The following is an 18,666-nucleotide window of genomic DNA, read 5'->3' as shown; positions in this document are numbered from 1 at the left end:
TGCCGGCGCGAGTCGGCAGATAAATAAATCCTTCTTATAACTAATTTTGTGATAGGATGGATTTTCAATAACCAAAAACAAGAGAGTTTTATCCTGAATTTATTATTCCAGTGTCCGTCATGCGGCGGATCGCAGTATCGCACTTCCTCCTACGATGTCCGAGAATCAAATCCCCATGGCGCAGTCTGTATCTTTTGCAAATCCGCAATGCAGGTTTCCGCTCATCGTCCGTTAAATGCGACCTTCTCCGGTTTTAGCCCGCTGGCGCAACAGGCTTTGCCTTCTTCCCAGCCTCGCTGCTAATATTCCTTCTTCACAGGAGGGATAATGAAAAAACTGACGATAATAATGGGCATGCTGCTGTTAAGCGGCTGTGCAACCGCCGAGCGAGAAGCGCCAAAACCACCGGGCAGTATCGGAATGGCTAACCCGGCATCGGTTTACTGCCAGCAGAAAGGCGGAAAATCCATTGCGGTGAAAACGCCGCAGGGCGAGCGAGCCGATTGCCTGCTACCGGGCGGCGAACGAATCGACGAGTGGGCGCTGTACCGACGCGATCATTCATAAAAACAATAACCCACCGAAAGGTGGGTTATTGTTATCTGCGGGCGGCTAAATTAGCGGCCAAACAAATCGCGGCGTTTCGGTTTGAAGAACTGGCCAATCAGTACCAGAACCGCAATCACCAGGAACACGGCAAAGATCCCCAGCAGCCACTGCACCATATCCAGCGACAGGAACTCCCACTGACGAACGGAGCAGTCGCCGTTAGCAACAAATACCTGCGGCAGCCATTTATCCAGCGGCAGCCAGCTCGGGAAACGAGCAAAGAAATCACAGGTCACAAACGGCGACGGATGAAGCTGAAGCATGGTGTGATCCCACGCGAGCTGAACGCCTTTCCCTGCGCTGTACAGCCAGATAGCCAGTGCGCCATAGCGCAGCGGCGTTTTTGGGGCGATTGCGCCAACCAGACCCGCACCCATCACGCCGAACAGCGCGCAGCGTTCATAAATACACATCACACAAGGTTTCAGCCCCATAACGTGCTGGAACCACAATGCCACCATTTCAAGAACAAACGCCGTAAAGGCCAGAAGCAGCCAGGCGGTACGTCCTTGGGAGCATTGGTTTAAATATCGCAACATAATCAGTTTCCCTGCAGCATGCGTAGAATCGGCAGTGTAAACCAAATCCTTTTCTGCGCCAGTAGCGTAGATGAAAATAACGTACTAATCGGATGTTTATAAGGAAAAAAAATGTAACGGGAAGCGGACTTCCCGTTAAATTGCCTTAGTGCGGTGCAACCACGGTTTCCGGGGTGGTTAACCAGCCGCTGGCAAGCATCCAGTCCGTTGCCGGCGTGAGCGTATATTCAACGCAGAGCAGGCCGACCAGAGTCAGCACCAGCGTATACGGCAGCGCCATAACGACCATTCGTCCGTAAGAGAGACGAATCAGCGGTGCAAGGGCGGAAGTCAGCAGGAACAGGAACGCGGCCTGGCCGTTCGGCGTAGCTACCGACGGCAGGTTTGTACCTGTATTGATAGCCACCGCCAGCAGTTCAAACTGCTTGATATCGATAGCGCCATTTTGCAGCGCGGTTTTTGCCTCATTGATATAAACGGTGCCGACAAACACGTTATCCGATATTGAAGAAAGCAGGCCGTTAAAGATATAAAACAGCGAGAGCTGAGAGTGTGGAGAAGCGGCGAGCACGTACTGAATGATCGGGCTAAACAGATGCTGGTCGATAATCACTGCCACAATGGTAAAGAACACGGTCAGCAGGGCGGTAAACGGAAGCGCCTCGGTAAAAGCTTTGCCGATGGCGTGCTCGTCGGTAACACCGCACAGCGAAGTCGCCAGGATAATCACCGACAGGCCAATCAGGCCGACTTCCGCAAGGTGCAGGGCAAGGGCGATAATTAGCCAGACGCCGATCAGCGCCTGAATCAGCAGTTTCATTTTATCCTGCCGGGTACGTTTCTGAGCGCTGCGGGTATCAAACTCCTGCAAAATGCCGCGCACTTTTTCCGGCAGCACTTGCCCGTAGCCCAGCACTTTAGAGTACTCCAGCAGCACGCAGGTCAGCAGGCCGCAAACCAGCACCGGAACCGTGACCGGCATCATCCGCAGGAAGAAATCGCCAAAGTGCCAGCCGGCATTCTTCGCGATGATAAGGTTCTGAGGTTCTCCTACCATCGTCATCACGCCGCCGAGCGCGGTTCCCACGCCCGCATGCATCATCAGGCTGCGCAGGAAGGCGCGGAATTGCTCAAGCACCTCGCGGTTTTCGGTTTTAATCCGGCTGTCATCCTGCAAATTGCCGCTTTCCGTGCCTTCAGAGGCCACCTGGTGGTAAATGCTGTAGAAGCCGACCGCGACGCTGATGACCACGGCGACAACGGTTAAGGCATCGAGGAAAGCGGAGAGAAAAGCGGCAGCCACGCAAAAGGCCAGCGAAAGCGCTATTTTTGAACGAATACCCAGCAGCAGGCGGGTGAACAACAGCAACAGAAGCTGCTTCATAAAATAGATCCCGGCGACCATAAACATCAGCAGCAGCAGGACTTCAAGGTTAGATACAACCTCGGCGCGAACGTGGTCGGGGCTGGTCATACCGACGATAACCGCTTCGATGGCCAGCAGGCCGCCCGGCAGCAGCGGGTAGCACTTGAGTGCCATCGCCAGCGTAAAAATAAACTCCACAACCAGCATCCAGCCCGCGATAAATGGACTGACAAACCAAAAGACCAGCGGATTAACCACTAAAAAGAGAATCAGCGTTAATTTGTACCAGTCAGGAGATTGACCCAGAAAATTGCGGTACAAAGCCCGCCCCGCAGACATTTCCATCGTTAAGTTACCGTTATCCGTTGTATTATATTGATGTATAGGAAAATAACCTCTCAGGTTACTCCTATATGGGGTGGGCTATCAAGCCGCAGAAAATCCCGAGTTAAGGCATTTATCCTCAAAATTCAACACCGATCCCGCATTTGCCCCTTGCCCCCGCTATCTGGAGCGTATGGCATCTGGTATGATGAGTCCAATTTGCAAAACCTGAGTAATGGAAATCTTACTATGGTCATTAAGGCGCAGAGCCCAGCGGGTTTCGCGGAAGAGTATATTATAGAAAGCATCTGGAATAGTCGTTTTCCTCCGGGGTCAATTCTCCCGGCAGAACGTGAATTATCAGAGCTTATTGGCGTAACCCGAACGACATTGCGTGAAGTGTTACAGCGCCTTGCCCGTGACGGCTGGTTGACTATCCAGCACGGCAAGCCGACCAAGGTTAACAATTTCTGGGAAACTTCAGGTCTGAATATTCTGGAAACTCTGGCCCGTCTCGATCATGACAGCGTGCCGCAGCTTATTGATAACCTGCTGTCGGTGCGTACCAATATTTCAACCATCTTTATCCGCACGGCGATCCGCCAACACCCTGATAAAGCGCAGGAAGTGCTGGCGACAGCCAACCAGGTTGAAGACCATGCCGATGCGTTTGCCGATCTTGATTACAACATTTTCCGTGGCCTGGCGTTTGCCTCCGGGAACCCAATTTACGGCCTGATCCTCAACGGGATGAAAGGGCTGTATACCCGTATCGGGCGGCACTACTTCTCTAACCCGGAAGCCCGCAGCCTGGCGCTTGGTTTCTATCATCGTCTGGCGGAAATCTGCCAGCAGAGCCTTCACGATCAGGTGTTTGATACCGTGCGTAACTACGGTCGCGAGAGCGGTGAGATCTGGCACAGGATGCAGAAGAATCTGCCGGGTGACTTAGCGATGCACGGTCGCTAATAGCCTGAAATAAAAAACGCTTCCAGACGGAAGCGTTTTTTTTGTCTCTTAAAGCGACGTTCGCTGCGGGCAACGCTCAAGCAACTCCACGCTGCCATCCGCGTTTTGCTGCTCCATAATCACGTCAAACCCCCACAGGCGATGCACATGCTTGAGCACTTCTTTACGGCCTTTGTCCAGCGGCGCGCGGTTATGCGGAATATAGCGCAGCGTTAGCGAACGGTCGCCGCGCAGATCCACATCCCACACCTGAATATTCGGCTCAAGATTGCTGAGGTTGTACTGGGCCGAAAGCTGGGCGCGGATCTCGCGGTAGCCTTCTTCGTTATGGATAGCCGCAATCTCGAGATAGTTATTGCGGTCGTCGTCCAGCACGGTAAACAGGCGGAAATCGCGCATCAGCTTGGGCGACAGGAACTGGCTGATAAAGCTTTCATCCTTGAAGTCGCGCATCGCAAAATGCAGAGTTTCCAGCCAGTCTTTACCGGCGATATCCGGGAACCAGTAACGGTCTTCTTCGGTCGGCGTCTGGCAAATTCGTTTAATGTCCTGGAACATCGCGAAGCCAAGAGCATACGGGTTAATGCCGTTGTACCACGGGCTGTTGTAGGGCGGCTGGAACACCACGTTGGTATGGCTGTGGAGAAACTCCAGCATAAAACGCTCGCTGACTTTTCCTTCATCATAAAGATGGTTGAGGATGGTGTAATGCCAGAAGGTCGCCCAGCCTTCGTTCATCACCTGGGTCTGCTTCTGCGGATAGAAATACTGGCTCACCTTACGCACGATGCGCAGGATCTCGCGCTGCCATGGCTCGAGCAGCGGCGCATTCTTCTCCATAAAGTACAGCAGGTTCTCCTGCGGCTCTGAAGGGAAGCGGTGGGCGGACTCGGCGGTTTTCTCTTCTTCCTTACGCGGCAGGGTACGCCACAGCGTGTTCACCTGACTTTGCAGATACTCTTCCCGGCTCTTCTGGCGAGCCTTCTCCTCCTGCAGAGAAATCTTCTGCGGGCGTTTATAGCGGTCAACGCCGTAGTTCATCAGCGCGTGGCAGGAATCAAGCAGGCGCTCAACTTCATCCACCCCGTAACGTTCTTCGCATTGGGTAATGTAGTTTTTGGCAAAAATAAGGTAGTCGATTATCGAGCTGGCATCGGTCCAGCTGCGGAACAGATAGTTGTTTTTAAAGAATGAGTTATGGCCGTAGCAGGCGTGCGCGATGACCAGCGCCTGCATGGTGATGGTGTTCTCCTCCATCAGGTAAGCGATACAAGGGTTAGAGTTGATGACGATTTCATACGCCAGCCCCTGCTGCCCGTGCTTATACAGGCGCTCGGTTTCGATGAATTTCTTGCCAAAAGACCAGTGCGGGTAATTAATCGGCATCCCGACGCTGGAGTAGGCGTCCATCATTTGTTCCGAGGTAATCACTTCAATTTGATGGGGATAGGTATCGAGCCGGTAGAGCTTTGCTACCCGGTCAATCTCGGCCAGGTAGATGTCCAGTAGCTCGAACGTCCAGTCGGGGCCGTCACTCAGACGGTTGGGATCCTTTGTGGCGAAATCAGTTACGGTAGCCATCAGCGCGCCCTCATTGTTTACGGCTCTCTCTGGATGGAAAGCCTCACTTTCAAGAATAGACAACTCCTGAAAGATAGCGCCGACAAGTAAAATTTTTTCTGCACGATTTATCGATCCCGATGACGCGATTTCAGCCGCATGCCCAGCATTTTATTTTGGCGAAAATATTTTCCATCGCAGGAGATGCTAATTATCTCGTGCCAGTCCTGGCGGGCAAAGATGTGAGTTTAGTCACCATAATAAAGCCGTATGTTGAATAACATTTTCAACTGAGTTATCAATATGTAATCAGAAGATTATTCTTTTAGCTAAATGCGGAGCAGATATGCGTGTTGTGGTGCTGGGAAGTGGTGTTGTCGGCGTGGCAAGCGCCTGGTATTTACGTCAGGCCGGGCATGAAGTCACCGTCATCGATCGCGAATCAGGTCCGGCGCAGGAAACCAGCGCCGCCAATGCAGGGCAAATCTCACCGGGTTACGCAGCGCCGTGGGCGGCTCCTGGTGTGCCGCTAAAAGCCATCAAGTGGATGTTCCAGCGCCATGCTCCGCTGGCCATCAGCCTCGACGGCACGCAGTTTCAGCTCAAATGGATGTGGCAGATGCTGCGCAACTGCGACACCCGTCACTACATGGAAAACAAAGGCCGCATGGTGCGCCTCGCGGAATACAGCCGGGACTGCCTGAAAGAGCTACGTCACAGCACCGGCATTCAGTATGAAGGCCGCCAGGGCGGCACGTTGCAGCTGTTCCGCACCGCGCAGCAGTATGAGAGCGCGGCAAAAGATATCGCCGTGCTGGAAGAGGCTGGGGTGCCGTATGAACTGCTGGAAGCCAGCCAGTTGAATCGGGTTGAACCGGCGCTCGCGGATGTTGCCCACAAACTCACAGGCGGCCTGCGCTTACCCAATGACGAAACCGGCGACTGCCAGTTGTTTACCCAAAACCTTGCGCGTATGGCGGCTGAGGCGGGCGTTGAGTTCCGTTTCAATACGCCGGTTGACCGTCTGTTGTGTGAAAATCAGCAGATTTCAGGCGTACAGTGTGGGCAGGAAGTGGTTAAGGGAGATGCCTACGTCGTGGCCTTCGGCTCTTATTCCACCGGGCTACTTAAAGGGATTGTCGATATCCCTGTTTACCCGCTAAAAGGCTACTCTCTCACTATTCCCATTGCCGACGAGCAGGGCGCGCCGGTCTCGACTATCCTCGATGAAACTTACAAAATCGCCATTACCCGCTTCGATAACCGAATCCGCGTCGGCGGCATGGCGGAAATCGTCGGCTTTAATACCAAACTGCTGCAACCTCGCCGTGAAACGCTGGAAATGGTGGTGCGCGACCTGTATCCGCGCGGCGGGCATGTAGAGCAGGCGACATTCTGGACCGGCCTGCGCCCGATGACGCCGGACGGCACGCCGGTTGTAGGCCGTACGCCGTTTAAAAATCTGTGGCTCAACACCGGCCACGGCACGCTTGGCTGGACCATGGCCTGCGGTTCCGGCCAGATGCTGAGTGACCTGATTTCCGGGCGTACTCCGGCTATCCCGAGCGAAGATCTGGGTGTTGCACGCTATGCGCCGGGCTTTACGCCGTCAGGTGCTCAACATCTTCACGGCGCACATAACTAAAAGGAGCAGTCATGTCCCGTCCTGTGGTGGCGACGCTGAGTCTCAGCGCGCTGCGCAATAATCTCGATGTGGTGCGCAGAGCCGCGCCTCATTCCCGGGTCTGGTCGGTCGTGAAGGCCAATGCCTATGGGCACGGCCTGGACAGGATTTGGTCCGCGCTTGGCGCTACCGATGGTTTTGCGATGCTTAACCTCGAAGAAGCCATCCTGCTGCGTGAGCGCGGCTGGAAAGGGCCAATTCTGATGCTGGAAGGCTTCTTCCACGCCGACGAACTCGAATTGTTTGATAAGTACCGGCTGACCACCAGCCTGCACAGCAACTGGCAGGTGAAGGCCCTGGCGAACGCGAAGTTAAGCGCGCCGCTGGATGTTTACCTTAAAATCAACAGCGGGATGAATCGCCTTGGCTTTACGCCGGATCGCGTTCACGGTATCTGGCAGAAGCTGCGTTCCGTTGACAACGTTGGGCAGCTTACGCTGATGGCACATTTTGCCGATGCGGAGCTGCCGGAAGGCATCATCGAGCCGATGAAGCGTATAGAGCAGGCTGCGGAAGGCATCGACGCCCCGCGCTCGCTTTCTAACTCGGCGGCGACCCTGTGGCACCCCGAAGCGCATTTTGACTGGGTTCGCCCCGGAATTATTCTTTATGGCGCCTCCCCGAGCGGCCAGTGGCAGGATGTTGCCACCAGCGGCATTCAGCCTGTGATGACTTTGAGCAGCGAAATTATTGGCGTTCAGAACTTAAAATCCGGGGATACCGTAGGCTACGGCAGCCGTTATACCGCAGGCGGCGAGCAGCGAATCGGCATCGTCGCCGGCGGCTACGCGGACGGTTATCCACGTATCGCACCGGATGGAACGCCGATCATGGTAGATGGCGTAATGACCCGCGTGGTGGGTAAAGTTTCGATGGATATGATAACCGTAGATCTCACCCCTTGCCCGCAGGCGGGGATCGGCAGCCCGGTTGAACTGTGGGGGAGAAACGTCAAGATTGACGATGTTGCCAGCGCGGCGGGAACCGTTGGCTATGAGCTGATGTGTGCGTTAGCGCCGCGTGTGCCTGTGGTGGTAAGTCTGTGACTCTAACCCTCTCCCGTGAGGGAGAGGGGGCTAAATGAAATCCTTATTGGAAGAGTAGGTGCCGTTTTCTCCTGAGCCCGAGCTGGCCGAGGGGATGTTACTCCTCTTCCTCTTCCATCACGCGGACGCCAATTTTGCGCACCAGATTGTCTTCTTTTTCGGCAACCGTCCAAATCATTCCGGCAAACTCTACCTGGTCACCCACGACCGGCGCACCGCCCAGCATGCCCAGAACAAAGTCACCCAGCGACTGCTGAGTATCAACGGTCTCATCCAGCGTCAGGCCGTAAATCATCGCGACGTCAGAGAACTGCGCGCTGGCTTCCAGAATAAAGTCGCCGAAGAAGCGCTGGTCGAGATCGACGGGCGGTGACTGGCTAAATAGCTTGCCGAGCGCAGGCAGGTCACGTTCCCGGCCGATGACGCAGAGCACATCGCCTTCGCGCAGCCGGGTGCTGCCCGTCGGGTGCAGCAGGGCGTTATCCCGGAACAGCGCCGCGATTCGCGTCTCTTTGGGCATATGCAGGTCGCGTAACGCCGCGCCCACGCACCATTTATCTTCGCTAAGCTGGTAAACAAACTGCTCCCACGGGTTATCAGGATGAATATCCAGCCCTACGCGGGAAACTGGCCAGCCGACGGGCGGCACCACAACTTTCGCTTTTTTGGCCGCCCAGCCAAGGGATGTGCCCTGAAGCAGGAGGGAAACCAGTACCACGAAGAATGCCACGTTGAAGAACAAACGCGCGTTATCCAGCCCGGCCATCATCGGGAAAACCGCAAGAATGATAGGCACCGCGCCGCGCAGGCCAACCCAGCTGATAAACACGCGCTCGCGCAGGTTAAAGCCGCGGAACGGCAGCAGTCCGGCGAAAACGGACAGCGGGCGGGCAAAGAAAATCATCCAGGCAGAAAGCAGCAGCGCCGGAACCGCAATCGGTAGCAGGTCGGAGGGGTTAACCAGCAGGCCGAGCACCAGGAACATACCGATTTGCGCCATCCACGCCAGGCCATCGAAGGTTTGCAGGATGCCAAAGCGGTTGCGGATTGGGCGGTTGCCCATCACAAAGCCGCAGAGATAAACCGCCAGAATGCCGCTGCCGTCCAGGGCCGTGGTCACGCCAAACACCATGATACCGCCGCTGAGCGCCAGCATTGGGTACAGCCCCTGGGGCAGGGTAATGCGATTAATCATCTGCAACAGCAGGTAGCCGCCGCCGAGGCCGAGCGCAATACCCAGGCCGAACTGCTGAATAATATGGACCAGGAAAAGCCAGCTCAGGCCCGTCTGGTGCTGCTGGATCATCTCAATCAGCGTGATGGTAAGAAATACCGCCATCGGATCGTTACTGCCGGACTCAATCTCAAGCGTAGCGCCCACGCGCTCGTTCAGGCCTTTCCCACCCAGCAGCGAAAACACCGCCGCAGCGTCGGTAGAGCCGACGATAGCGCCTATCAGCAAGCCGTCTATCAGGTTGAGATGAAACAGCCAGGCTGCGGCAAGGCCGGTCAGCCCCGAGGTAATGAGTACGCCAACGGTCGCCAGCGAAAGCGCAGGGCCCAGGGCAACGCGAAAGGAGCTTGCCTGAGTGCGCATCCCGCCATCAAGCAGGATAACTGCCAGCGCCAGGTTACTTATCAGATAAGCGAAGGGATAATTATCAAACGGGATACCGCCCAGACCATCAATACCGGCCAGCATGCCGATAGCCAGGAAGATAACCAGAATGGGGATGCCCAGACGAGAGGAGAAAGAACTTAATAAAATACTGCAAGTTACCAGAACGGAACCCAAAATAAACAGACTGACTATCGCCCCTGCGTCCAAAATCATCACTCTCCTTCATCTAATATTTCTGTTTAGCGTGTTGCAAAAGGTTAACACGTAAGTTGCGGATTAAACGCCCAAAAAGGGCGCTTAAAGCTCTTTTCTTTAGCACAGTACCGGGTGGCCGCTAACGCTCAGGCGGGCGGTGTGGCCGTCGTGCTGTAGTTCGGCAAAAGCACCGAGAGGCAGCGTTACGGTTTGCGGTTCGTGACCAAACGGCAGCCCGGAAAGAATAGGCACCCTTAAGCGCTGCTGTAGGGTACGGCGCATCTCGTCGAAATCATATCCTGCGTCATAATCCGTTGCCGTTGTACCGTTAAAGCTTCCTAAAATAATCGCTTTCTGGCGCGCCAGTATTCCGGCGTGGTGCAGCTGCAAAAGCATGCGCTCGACGCGGAACGGATGCTCATTAATATCCTCGACCACCAGGATACCGCCGTGAATCGTCGGCAGCCAGGGAGAGCCGATCAAAGAGATTAGCATCGCCAGATTGCCGCCCCAGAGCGTGCCAGCGGCTTGCGTTGCCGGGGCATCGCTTTGCCAGGTAACGGTGAACTCCGGGTCGCGCATCGCCATCCAGAAATGGCGCAAAGTGTATTCATCCACCTCATCAGCGCCAAAATTTCCGGCCAGCATTGGCCCGCTGAAGGTGATAGCTCCGCACTGGGCCAGTAGTCCAAGCTGGATGGCGGTAAAGTCGCTATGGCCGCAAATAATTTGCGGGCGGGCGCGCAGCGCGGCACCAATGCGCGCAAAATCAATACTTTCAAGCAGGCGGCTGGCTCCGTAACCGCCGCGCACCGCCAGCACAATATCAGTCTCCGGCGGCAGGCAGGCCAGCTGATTTACCTCTGCCAGGCGTTCGCTATCGGTTCCGGCAAAGCGTTGAAAACGTCTCGTTACGGCCTGCTGATTCGTTACCTGATGCCCGGCCTCTTCAAGCCTGCGGATGCCGCGCGCGGCGGCCTGCTGGTTGATGCAATAGCCCGACGGGGCGATTAAATGAATCAGAGACATGGCATTTCCTTGCTGAATATGAATTGGTTATCATGCCGCTATCGAGAGCGCTTGTCATCGCCGTTATGGCGAGCCATATCAATAAGGATAGATGCGTGAAATTAAGATGGTTTATCGTTCTGGTGCTATTTCTTGCCGGCTGTTCCAGCCATTCGCCGCAGCAGCAGGCGCCGTGGGACCCGACCATTCCCACCCAGCGAGCGCTGACGTGGATGCCGCTCACCGAGCAGTCCGGGCAGCAGTGGGGCGTAAGCCCGCGTCTGATCACCGCTATTATCGCCGTTGAGTCCGGCGGCAATCCTCAACTGGTTAGCGGATCGAACGCGATCGGCCTGATGCAGATCAAAGCCTCGACTGCCGGTAAAGATGTTTATCGCAATCAGGGGTTTAGCGGGCAGCCCTCCAACAGCGAACTGAGAGATCCGGCGCGCAATATTGATATCGGTACGGCGTATCTTAGCATTCTGGAGCACGGAATTCTGCGAGGGATTAACGATCCGCAGGTGATGCAGTATGCGCTGATCGTTTCATACGTGAACGGGGCGGGCGCGCTGCTCAGAACCTTCGACTCAGACCGGCAGGACGCTATCGACAAGATAAACCGCCTCAGCCCGGACGAATTCTACCGACACATTGAGACTAATCACCCTGCGCCGCAGGCACCGCGCTACCTGTATAAGGTGACGCGGGCCATGAACGCTATCTGATTATTTAACGCGGTTGGCCTTTTCCCGGGCCGACCGCTCCAGTGAAAAGATAATCTTTTGCAATTCCCGCTCAACCGCCGGGTTGACGTTCAAAAAGCGGAAACTCAGGCGCGGCGTAGAGATGGTTTCATTTTTGCTGTCCACCACTTTACGCTCCGACACCATCACCAGCTGCATGTCAAAATAGAACTTGCCCCATTCGACGAGATCCATCTCTACGCGGCCAAAGCGCAGGCCCGGTGAAAGCCCCGGCGGCAGCGCGCCCTCAACCAGCGCGCCCAGGCCTCCCAGCGAAAGGTCACACATTCTGAAAGCGAACTGAGAACCGTCCGGCAGCTCGGTACGGCAGTAATATTGCGGCTGCATCGGGGCGCTGATGCGGAAGTATTCGCGGCGCTGAACGAACCACAGCGACGGCGGCAGCGGCGTGGTAAACGCCGGTAATTTTTGATATTCCATCGCCTTCAGGCCCGGCAGGGAAAACTCCACCTTTGCGCCCTGCGTTTCGGCGATAAATTCGATGTGGGTGGCCTTTTGCACGGAAAGGTTTTCCTGCGCCTGGCTACCGAAGTCCAGCACCAGACCCTGGGCCGAAACGTCGAGAATTTTGCTGATGAACTGGCCGTTCGACCATTCAAGCCGGACAGGAACCTGCTGTTTGTGTAAGTCTCGTAGCACACCTAATACAGCCAGAGGGGACTGCTTCAAAAACTGCTCGTTATAGTGACTCAAGGCTCAAGTCCTTGTTGTGTTTTCAGGTTGTGGTATCGAAGCTTATCGGCAAAATCGGGTAAAACTTAATACAAATTTATGATTTTTTTTGTCTGAAAATGAGCATAACCAGGTGAGATGCATCACATTTTTTGCCAACAGGGCTATAATCATTCTGACAGCAGGCGGCTTCCTCGACGCGTATGGCGTCAGGGCGAGCCTGCTAACGCTCACAATATAGAAGAGGACGTTCTAAAATGGGTATCCTGGCCTGGATTATTTTTGGTCTCATCGCGGGTGTGGTTGCTAAGCTGATTATGCCTGGTAAAGACGGCGGCGGCATTATCCTTACCTGTATTCTGGGGATAGTGGGTGCGGTAGTTGGCGGCTGGGTGGCAACCGCGCTGCACCTTGGCGGGCCGGTAACCGGCTTCAACTGGCCGAGCTTCTTTGTTGCGGTGATTGGCGCCATTATTGTGCTGGCAATTTTCAGGATGGTTCGACGGTAACAGCGGGTCATACATTATAAAAAAACGGCCCTTCGGGGCCGTTTTTACGTTTAGCGCCGGGCGTTAGAAGTCGTAGCCAACGGTAGCCATTACAGAGCGCTCTGCGCCCCAGTAGCAATAGCCCGTGCCGTAGCAGCCTGCAACATAATCGCGGCCGGTCAGGTTGGTGGCGTTAAGCTGCACAAACGCGCCTTTCAGCGACGGCGTCCACGCGCCCATATCGGCGCGAACCATCGCATCCAATAAGGTCGTAGAAGGCACGCGCAGGGTATTCTCGTTGTCGGCCCACTGGCGGCCAATATAGCGAATACCAGCCCCGAAACTGATGCCGTAATCTGCTTTGAACGTGCTCCACAGGCTGGCCATCTGGTTTGGGGTCACGTAAGGCGTGTTGCCGTCGTTGCCGTCAATCGCATCTTTGTAGCGCACGCGGTTGAGGGTATAGCTGGCAATAGTGGACAGGCGAGAGGTCAACTGAGTTCGGGCCTCAAGCTCCAGCCCCTGGGAATGAACCTTCCCGGCAGGCTCGAAGTAGCCGCCCTGAACGTTACGGTTGCCGACGTCTTTCTGAGTCAGGTCGTAAACGGCCGCGCTGTAGAGGTCGCTGGTTCCCACCGGCTGATATTTAATCCCCGCTTCATACTGCTCGGCGGTTGTCGGTTTCAGCAGCTTGCCCTGGGCATCGGAAAGCACCTGCGGCGTCACGGCCTGGCTGTAGCTCACGTAAGGCGAAATACCGTTATCGAAGGCATACAGCAGGGAGGCGCGTCCGCTGAAGTGGTTATCGCTGCGGTTATCCGTTACGTCGCTGTCGATTTCCGGGGCCACGAGGTGGCTTTTGGTGGTCAGATGGTCGTAGCGGCCTGACAGCGTCATATGCCAGCGATCCCACTTCATTTCGTCCTGCAGGTACGCCCCGGTTTGCTCATACTGGCGGCGGCCAGATTTCACCAGCAGCCCCTGATTAATCGTCGCGTAGCTAGTGTCGCGCGGATCGTAATAATAGTAGCCGCCAACCCCGCCGGAAACGCCGGTCCATGGATTCAGCTTAGTGGTGTAGCCCGTACCGTCGGTCAGGTCGTTGGTGAATCGATGATATTCGCCGCCCAGCACAACTTTATGCTGAAGGTCGCCGGTGGCGAAGTCCGCTTCCAGCTGGTTGTCGATGGCCCAGGCGTCGAGGGATGAGTTCTCGCTGCTGTAATAGCGGTTGAGTTCATTGTGTTGAGTATCCGCCCAGCCAATCTGGTAAGCCTGGCGCAGCGCTACGTTGGAGTGAGTGTAGCTGGCGTTAGAGCGGAACGACCATACGCTGTCGAAGGCGTGGGCGAACTCATAGCTGTAGATCTGCTGGTGGCGCTTGAAGGCGTCATCGCCGGGCTGCACGTCGGAGAAGCCGGTATCAAGCTTGCGCCCGGTGGTGGTGTACAGGCTGCCGTCTCCCGGCACCGAGCCGTGGTAACCGCCTGAAGGATCTTTTTCCAGATAAGCTCTCAGCACCAGCGAAGTTGCATCATCCGGCTGCCACAGCAAGGAAGGTGAAATAGCGTAGCGTTCGTCGCGGGTGTTTTCGTATTGGGTATCGCTATTTTTGGTCAGGCCGGTAATACGGAAGGCCCACTGGTCGTTGATGGCGTTGGTGTAATCGAAAGCGGTGCCGTTGGTATTGTGGTTGCCGTACATCGCCCGTACGTGGCCTTCTTCAACAAACTGTGGGCGCTTAGAGGTTTCCATCACCAGGCCGCCCGGCACGGTCTGGCCGTAGAGCGCGGAAGAAGGGCCTTTAATCACGTCGAGGCGCTCAAGGAACCACGGGTCGACCTGAACGACGTTAAAGCTGCCCGCATCGCTCATCAGGCGCAGGCCGTCGAGGAAGATGTTGTTGACGTCGCCGCCGTGGAATCCGCGCAGCGCAACGGTATCGTAGCGGGTTGCGCCGCCGGAGAAGCCGGTGAACACGCCCGGCGTGTAGTTAAGGGCGCTGTTAATCGTCATCGCGCCCTGGTCTTCCATCTGCTGACGGGTGACCACGGAGATGCTTTGCCCGGTAGTTATCAGCGGCTCATCGGTTTTTGTTGCGCCGCGGGTGGTGGTAGCGGTGTAGCCGAGCGTTGGGGAGGTAGCGGTATCGGCGGGTTTCGCCGTGACAACCAGAGTCTCTTCAGCCAGCGCGGATGCAGGGGCGATGAGGGCGAGCGCGCAGAGTAAAGCGGAGCGCTTTACGGTAAAAGCCTTTATCATTTTATTTGTCCAGGGAAGTATTGGGGTCATCATCCTGATGGAATTCCACCGCCGTGCCGGAAGGCGGGAAAGCGCAAAGTATCTACATGCGATTTCGAATGCGAATTATTATCGTTATTATTATCTCATTCAAGCGAAGTTATGATCTTTTTTGCGCGTAAAGTCCATGAAATGATTGGTGATTTAGGCCACTGATTGTTGAAAATGAAATAGTTCAGGAAGGAAAAGGCGGCCTCAGCCGCCGTATTATTAACGAGTGGGAGCCGGTTCCGTAGCCGCAGCAGGCTTCCCGGCAGCCGCGTCTGTTACCGGCCCCGGAGTTGCGGAAGGTAATTTATCCGGGGCGTTGTCGCACGGTTTTTGCGTGCCGCAGAGTAAATCCAGCATCTTCAGGGTGACGCCGTTGGTCCAGCCGAATCCGTCCTGAAGAGGGTATTCACCGCCGCCGCCGCCGGTTCCTGCGGTGGACACATCATATTTTTCAACCAGCTTCTGTTCGCTGTTATAGACCTGCTGCACGTTGTTCAGGAAGCGGAAGCTGACTTCCAGCGCCAGGTCTTTATGCCCATAGTTCTGTAAGCCTTCGGTTGCGACCCATTGCAGCGGCGCCCAGCCATTTGGCGCATCCCACTGCTGGCCGGTTTTGACGCTGGTGGTGGCCAGACCGCCGGCTTTGAGCAGAGACTGGCGCGTTGCTTTAGCCACTTTATCCGCCCGCTCCTGGGAAGCCGCATGAACATAAAGTGGGAATAACGCCGCGGCGGTTAGCTGATTACGCACGCTATGGCTTTTAAGATCGTAGTCTGCGTACCAGCCTTCTTTTGCATTCCACAAGTTTGCTTCGATAGCTTTTTGGCGAGCGGCGGCTGCTTGCTTATAGGTATTCGCGGCGGCGTCATCTTTCGCTATCAGGCTTGCGTGAGCGAGAGTTTGTTCGAGCTGGTAGAGCAGGGCGTTCAAATCAACCGGCACAATGCTGGTGGTGCGAATGGTGCCGAGCTGGGCCGGGTTATCCATCCAGCGCGAACTAAAGTCCCACCCCGAGGCCGCGGCAGCCCGCAGGTCGCGATAAATCTCGGTTGCCGGTCTGGCTGGGGTATTTTTCGCAGTGGCGACGTCATCGAGGTAAGCTTCCGGGCGCGGCGTGTCTTTGTCATCCCAGTAACGGTTCAGCAGAGAGCCATCTTTAAGTTTTACCACCCGTTCGTGGGCTTCCCCCGGCTTCAGGGCGTCTGCGCCTTCCATCCAGTAAGCATATTCCTGTTTCAACTGCGGCAGATAAGTGCTGTAGACCTCATCGCCTTTCTTCTGCGCCAGCAGTTCGACCATCATCGCGAAAAACGGCGGCTGGGAACGGCTCAGGTAGTAGCTGCGGTTGCCGTTAGGAATATGTCCCCAGCTATCAATTTCGTGGGCGAAGTTGTCCACCATATCCTGCACTTTATCCCACTGGCCGCTTTCCGCCAGGCCAAGCAGGGTAAAGTAGCTGTCCCAATAATAAACCTCGCGAAAGCGCCCGCCGGGAACCACATACTGCTTCGGAAGCGGCTGCAAAGAGTCCCATTTAGTCACGTTGTCTGCCGGGTGCGTAAGTATCGGCCACAGCCCGTCAATATGCTCGCGCAGGCTTTGCCCGGCAGGAGGAACGTACTTCTCAGGCTCCTGAGGCAGAATAAAGTTAACCTCCACAAAATGACGTAAATCGAACCCGGAGAGCCGCCGCTGCATGCGGTAATCGGCAAGGATCATCAGCGGGTCGCCTTTGGGCACCGCATCGGCAAAGGTTTTTTGGTCAGGGAACAGTTTTGCCGTTTGAACATCAACAAACAGCGGGCCAAATAGCTCATCAGGCCCCTGGGGCTGGGTTTGAGGCTTGCTCTCTTCAGCGGCATTAACGGTAAGCGGCGTGAAGCTAAAAACGGCGCCGGTAAGCGCCACCTGGACGGCAAGAAATAGCGTGTGGGATCGGCGCAAAACGGGTTTTATCATCTTGAAATCTCCTTAACGGGACGCAACGCAAGTAAGTTGCGATCAACCCTCTGAAAACCTTAGCTGAATTTTCCGAATTTCGCGGGGTGTGGGTGGCAAAATAGCAAAATCCAGACTATTTACCGGCGTAAAAAAGCCCCGCATGCGGGGCTGAGTAAAAAGTCGGGTGGCGAATCATCACCCCTGCGGATTAACCAACCAGGTGCCGGGGTTAGCCACCACGATGGTTTGCTTTCTTGTTTGCTCGCCACCGCTAAGCGTCAGCAGGTACTTCCCGGCGGGTAGCTGTAATGAGGCGAAACCGTTGGCCGCAGGCGTGACTTTTTGCTCTTTACCATTAATCAGCAACTGCTCACCGTCGTTCATGCGGATATAAATCCGCGCAAGAGAGCCGTCAGGAGCGGCGGCGACAGGTGCCGGGCTGGCAGGCGCTGTGCTGGCGGCGACAACAGGCTCGGCTGAACTCACCTGCGGCGCGGCAGGCTCCGGGCTACGGCCAAATAGCAGAGCGCCAACCACCAGGCCAGCGACGGCGGCAGCGGCAGTTTGCAGCGTTGACCGATGGCGCTGCCAGAGCGGAAGGGCCGTTGCGGTTTCCGGCTCTTCAACGGCGACCAGCGCGGTGCCGGTTTTTTTATTGCTAACCAGTTCACGCACGTCGCCAACCGGGATATCCAGCAGCGCGGCGAACTCATCGATGGATTGGGGTCTGTCTTCCGGCTTAAGCGACAGCGCCTTATCTATCGCCTGCAATAGATTAAGCGAATAACCTTCAGGGTGATTTTCCGCGAGGATCAGGCAACTGTCCTGGATGCTGCGGGCGACGCTTGCCGGAGGCGCACTGCCGACAATCAGCGTGTAAAGCACCGCGCCAACGGCGTAGATATCTGTCCACGGGCCAAGCTGGCTTGCCAAATCGCCGGTGTATTGCTCCAGCGGGGCGAAACCGGGATGGAGCAAGGTGTTGCCCTCATCGAGAGAAGCCCCCTGGCCGCGGCGCGTAGCCCCGGCATTGAGCAGAATAGGCAACCCGTTATCCTGAATCAGAATGCTCTTTAGCGACACATTACGGTGCAGGTGATCTGCCGAATGAAGCGTGGCCAGCGCGCCGCATAACATCGGCAGCATGCGGCGGATCCATGCCTCATTGATGACCGAAGGTTGCTGTTTTTGCAGTTCGTCGAGGCTCACTCCGCTGTAGAAAAGCGTAATCAGATAGGCGGTATTATTATCGCTCCAGACCCGTAATACCTGAGGCAGATTAGGGTGATTAAAATGCGCCAGCTGGCGCGCTTCCTGGATAAATTCGTTCAGCCCGGTAGCAAAGACCAGATGATCGCGCTCGCTGTGCAGCACCAGTTCCATTACGTCATTGCGCGTGACGTAGGCTTTGGGCATGTATTCGCGAATCGCGACTACCCGCTCGAGCTGGCTATCCCACGCCCGATACAAAATGCTGGTCATGCTGGCGTCGATAGCTTCCTGAATTTCGAATTCATCAAAGCGATAGCCTGGCGGCAGGGCGTTGGGCACTTTGGGAATAAAATCGTTATCTGTCATGATGTTC

General features: G+C 55.7%; 16 protein-coding genes. 7 read left to right on the top strand and 9 right to left on the bottom strand.

Annotated elements, in window-relative coordinates:
* Nucleotides 1–60: 60 nt before the first annotated feature.
* Both ymcF and HMPREF0201_RS11685 read left to right on the top strand, forming a co-directional pair.
* Entirely contained in the window at nt 61–303 is a 243-nt protein-coding gene (ymcF, locus tag HMPREF0201_RS23365) for a cold shock small protein YmcF (RefSeq protein ID WP_371810769.1), read from the top strand.
* Between the two features lie 24 nt (nt 304–327).
* Nucleotides 328–567, top strand: a complete 240-nt coding sequence (locus HMPREF0201_RS11685) for a putative hemolysin (protein WP_016536873.1) — start codon at nt 328–330, stop codon at nt 565–567.
* A gap of 50 nt (nt 568–617) precedes the next feature.
* Here the strand turns inward: HMPREF0201_RS11685 and dsbB are convergent, their stop codons facing one another.
* Both dsbB and nhaB read right to left on the bottom strand, forming a co-directional pair.
* On the bottom strand, nt 618–1,148 hold the full coding sequence (dsbB, locus tag HMPREF0201_RS11680; RefSeq protein WP_016536872.1) for a disulfide bond formation protein DsbB: 531 nt from the start codon (nt 1,146–1,148) through the stop codon (nt 618–620).
* A gap of 145 nt (nt 1,149–1,293) precedes the next feature.
* Nucleotides 1,294–2,859: a sodium/proton antiporter NhaB gene (gene nhaB, locus HMPREF0201_RS11675; protein WP_016536871.1), complete on the bottom strand. Its 1,566-nt coding sequence runs from the start codon at nt 2,857–2,859 to the stop codon at nt 1,294–1,296.
* A 228-nt stretch (nt 2,860–3,087) separates the two neighbouring features.
* Between nhaB and fadR the strand changes: the two genes are divergently transcribed.
* Complete coding sequence (gene fadR, locus HMPREF0201_RS11670) at nt 3,088–3,807, top strand: fatty acid metabolism transcriptional regulator FadR (RefSeq protein ID WP_016536869.1); 720 nt, start codon at nt 3,088–3,090, stop codon at nt 3,805–3,807.
* A gap of 48 nt (nt 3,808–3,855) precedes the next feature.
* On the opposite strand, the gene HMPREF0201_RS11665 is transcribed toward fadR, so the two are convergent.
* Nucleotides 3,856–5,388: a SpoVR family protein gene (locus tag HMPREF0201_RS11665; protein ID WP_039898323.1), complete on the bottom strand. Its 1,533-nt coding sequence runs from the start codon at nt 5,386–5,388 to the stop codon at nt 3,856–3,858.
* 325 nt (nt 5,389–5,713) lie between these two features.
* Between HMPREF0201_RS11665 and HMPREF0201_RS11660 the strand changes: the two genes are divergently transcribed.
* Nucleotides 5,714–7,012: a D-amino acid dehydrogenase gene (locus HMPREF0201_RS11660; RefSeq protein WP_016536866.1), complete on the top strand. Its 1,299-nt coding sequence runs from the start codon at nt 5,714–5,716 to the stop codon at nt 7,010–7,012.
* An 11-nt stretch (nt 7,013–7,023) separates the two neighbouring features.
* Nucleotides 7,024–8,097 carry a catabolic alanine racemase DadX gene (dadX, locus tag HMPREF0201_RS11655; protein ID WP_016536865.1) on the top strand — a complete coding sequence of 358 codons (1,074 nt, stop codon included), beginning with the start codon at nt 7,024–7,026 and terminating at the stop codon, nt 8,095–8,097.
* A gap of 97 nt (nt 8,098–8,194) precedes the next feature.
* Here dadX and HMPREF0201_RS11650 read toward each other — a convergent pair whose 3' ends face one another.
* Together HMPREF0201_RS11650 and ldcA are read right to left on the bottom strand one after the other, a co-directional pair.
* The gene (locus tag HMPREF0201_RS11650; RefSeq protein ID WP_039899335.1) at nt 8,195–9,925 is read right to left on the bottom strand and encodes a potassium/proton antiporter; all 1,731 of its coding nucleotides are present in this window, start codon (nt 9,923–9,925) and stop codon (nt 8,195–8,197) included.
* A gap of 105 nt (nt 9,926–10,030) precedes the next feature.
* Complete coding sequence (gene ldcA, locus HMPREF0201_RS11645) at nt 10,031–10,942, bottom strand: muramoyltetrapeptide carboxypeptidase (RefSeq protein ID WP_016536862.1); 912 nt, start codon at nt 10,940–10,942, stop codon at nt 10,031–10,033.
* Nucleotides 10,943–11,037: 95 nt separating this feature from the next.
* Between ldcA and emtA the strand changes: the two genes are divergently transcribed.
* Nucleotides 11,038–11,649, top strand: a complete 612-nt coding sequence (emtA, locus tag HMPREF0201_RS11640) for a membrane-bound lytic murein transglycosylase EmtA (protein ID WP_039898321.1) — start codon at nt 11,038–11,040, stop codon at nt 11,647–11,649.
* Here the strand turns inward: emtA and ycgR are convergent, their stop codons facing one another.
* Complete coding sequence (gene ycgR, locus HMPREF0201_RS11635) at nt 11,650–12,381, bottom strand: flagellar brake protein YcgR (protein WP_016536860.1); 732 nt, start codon at nt 12,379–12,381, stop codon at nt 11,650–11,652.
* A gap of 236 nt (nt 12,382–12,617) precedes the next feature.
* Here ycgR and HMPREF0201_RS11630 point away from each other — a divergent pair, with 236 nt between their 5' ends.
* Complete coding sequence (locus HMPREF0201_RS11630; protein ID WP_016536859.1) at nt 12,618–12,869, top strand: GlsB/YeaQ/YmgE family stress response membrane protein; 252 nt, start codon at nt 12,618–12,620, stop codon at nt 12,867–12,869.
* Between the two features lie 63 nt (nt 12,870–12,932).
* Here HMPREF0201_RS11630 and HMPREF0201_RS11625 read toward each other — a convergent pair whose 3' ends face one another.
* From HMPREF0201_RS11625 to HMPREF0201_RS11615, 3 genes are all read right to left on the bottom strand, one after another.
* Nucleotides 12,933–15,110, bottom strand: a complete 2,178-nt coding sequence (locus HMPREF0201_RS11625; protein WP_039898319.1) for a TonB-dependent siderophore receptor — start codon at nt 15,108–15,110, stop codon at nt 12,933–12,935.
* Nucleotides 15,111–15,359: 249 nt separating this feature from the next.
* Nucleotides 15,360–17,099: an alpha,alpha-trehalase TreA gene (gene treA, locus HMPREF0201_RS11620; RefSeq protein WP_016536857.1), complete on the bottom strand. Its 1,740-nt coding sequence runs from the start codon at nt 17,097–17,099 to the stop codon at nt 15,360–15,362.
* A gap of 177 nt (nt 17,100–17,276) precedes the next feature.
* The gene (locus tag HMPREF0201_RS11615) at nt 17,277–18,659 is read right to left on the bottom strand and encodes a serine/threonine protein kinase (RefSeq protein WP_016536856.1); all 1,383 of its coding nucleotides are present in this window, start codon (nt 18,657–18,659) and stop codon (nt 17,277–17,279) included.
* Between the last annotated feature and the right edge of the window lie 7 nt (nt 18,660–18,666).

It is taken from the genome of Cedecea davisae DSM 4568 (genome assembly GCF_000412335.2).
In the GTDB taxonomy this organism is placed as follows: Bacteria; Pseudomonadota; Gammaproteobacteria; order Enterobacterales; family Enterobacteriaceae; genus Cedecea; species Cedecea davisae.
The sequence above is the reverse complement of the archived record's forward strand: the minus strand, read 5'-3'. Positions and strand labels throughout refer to the sequence as shown.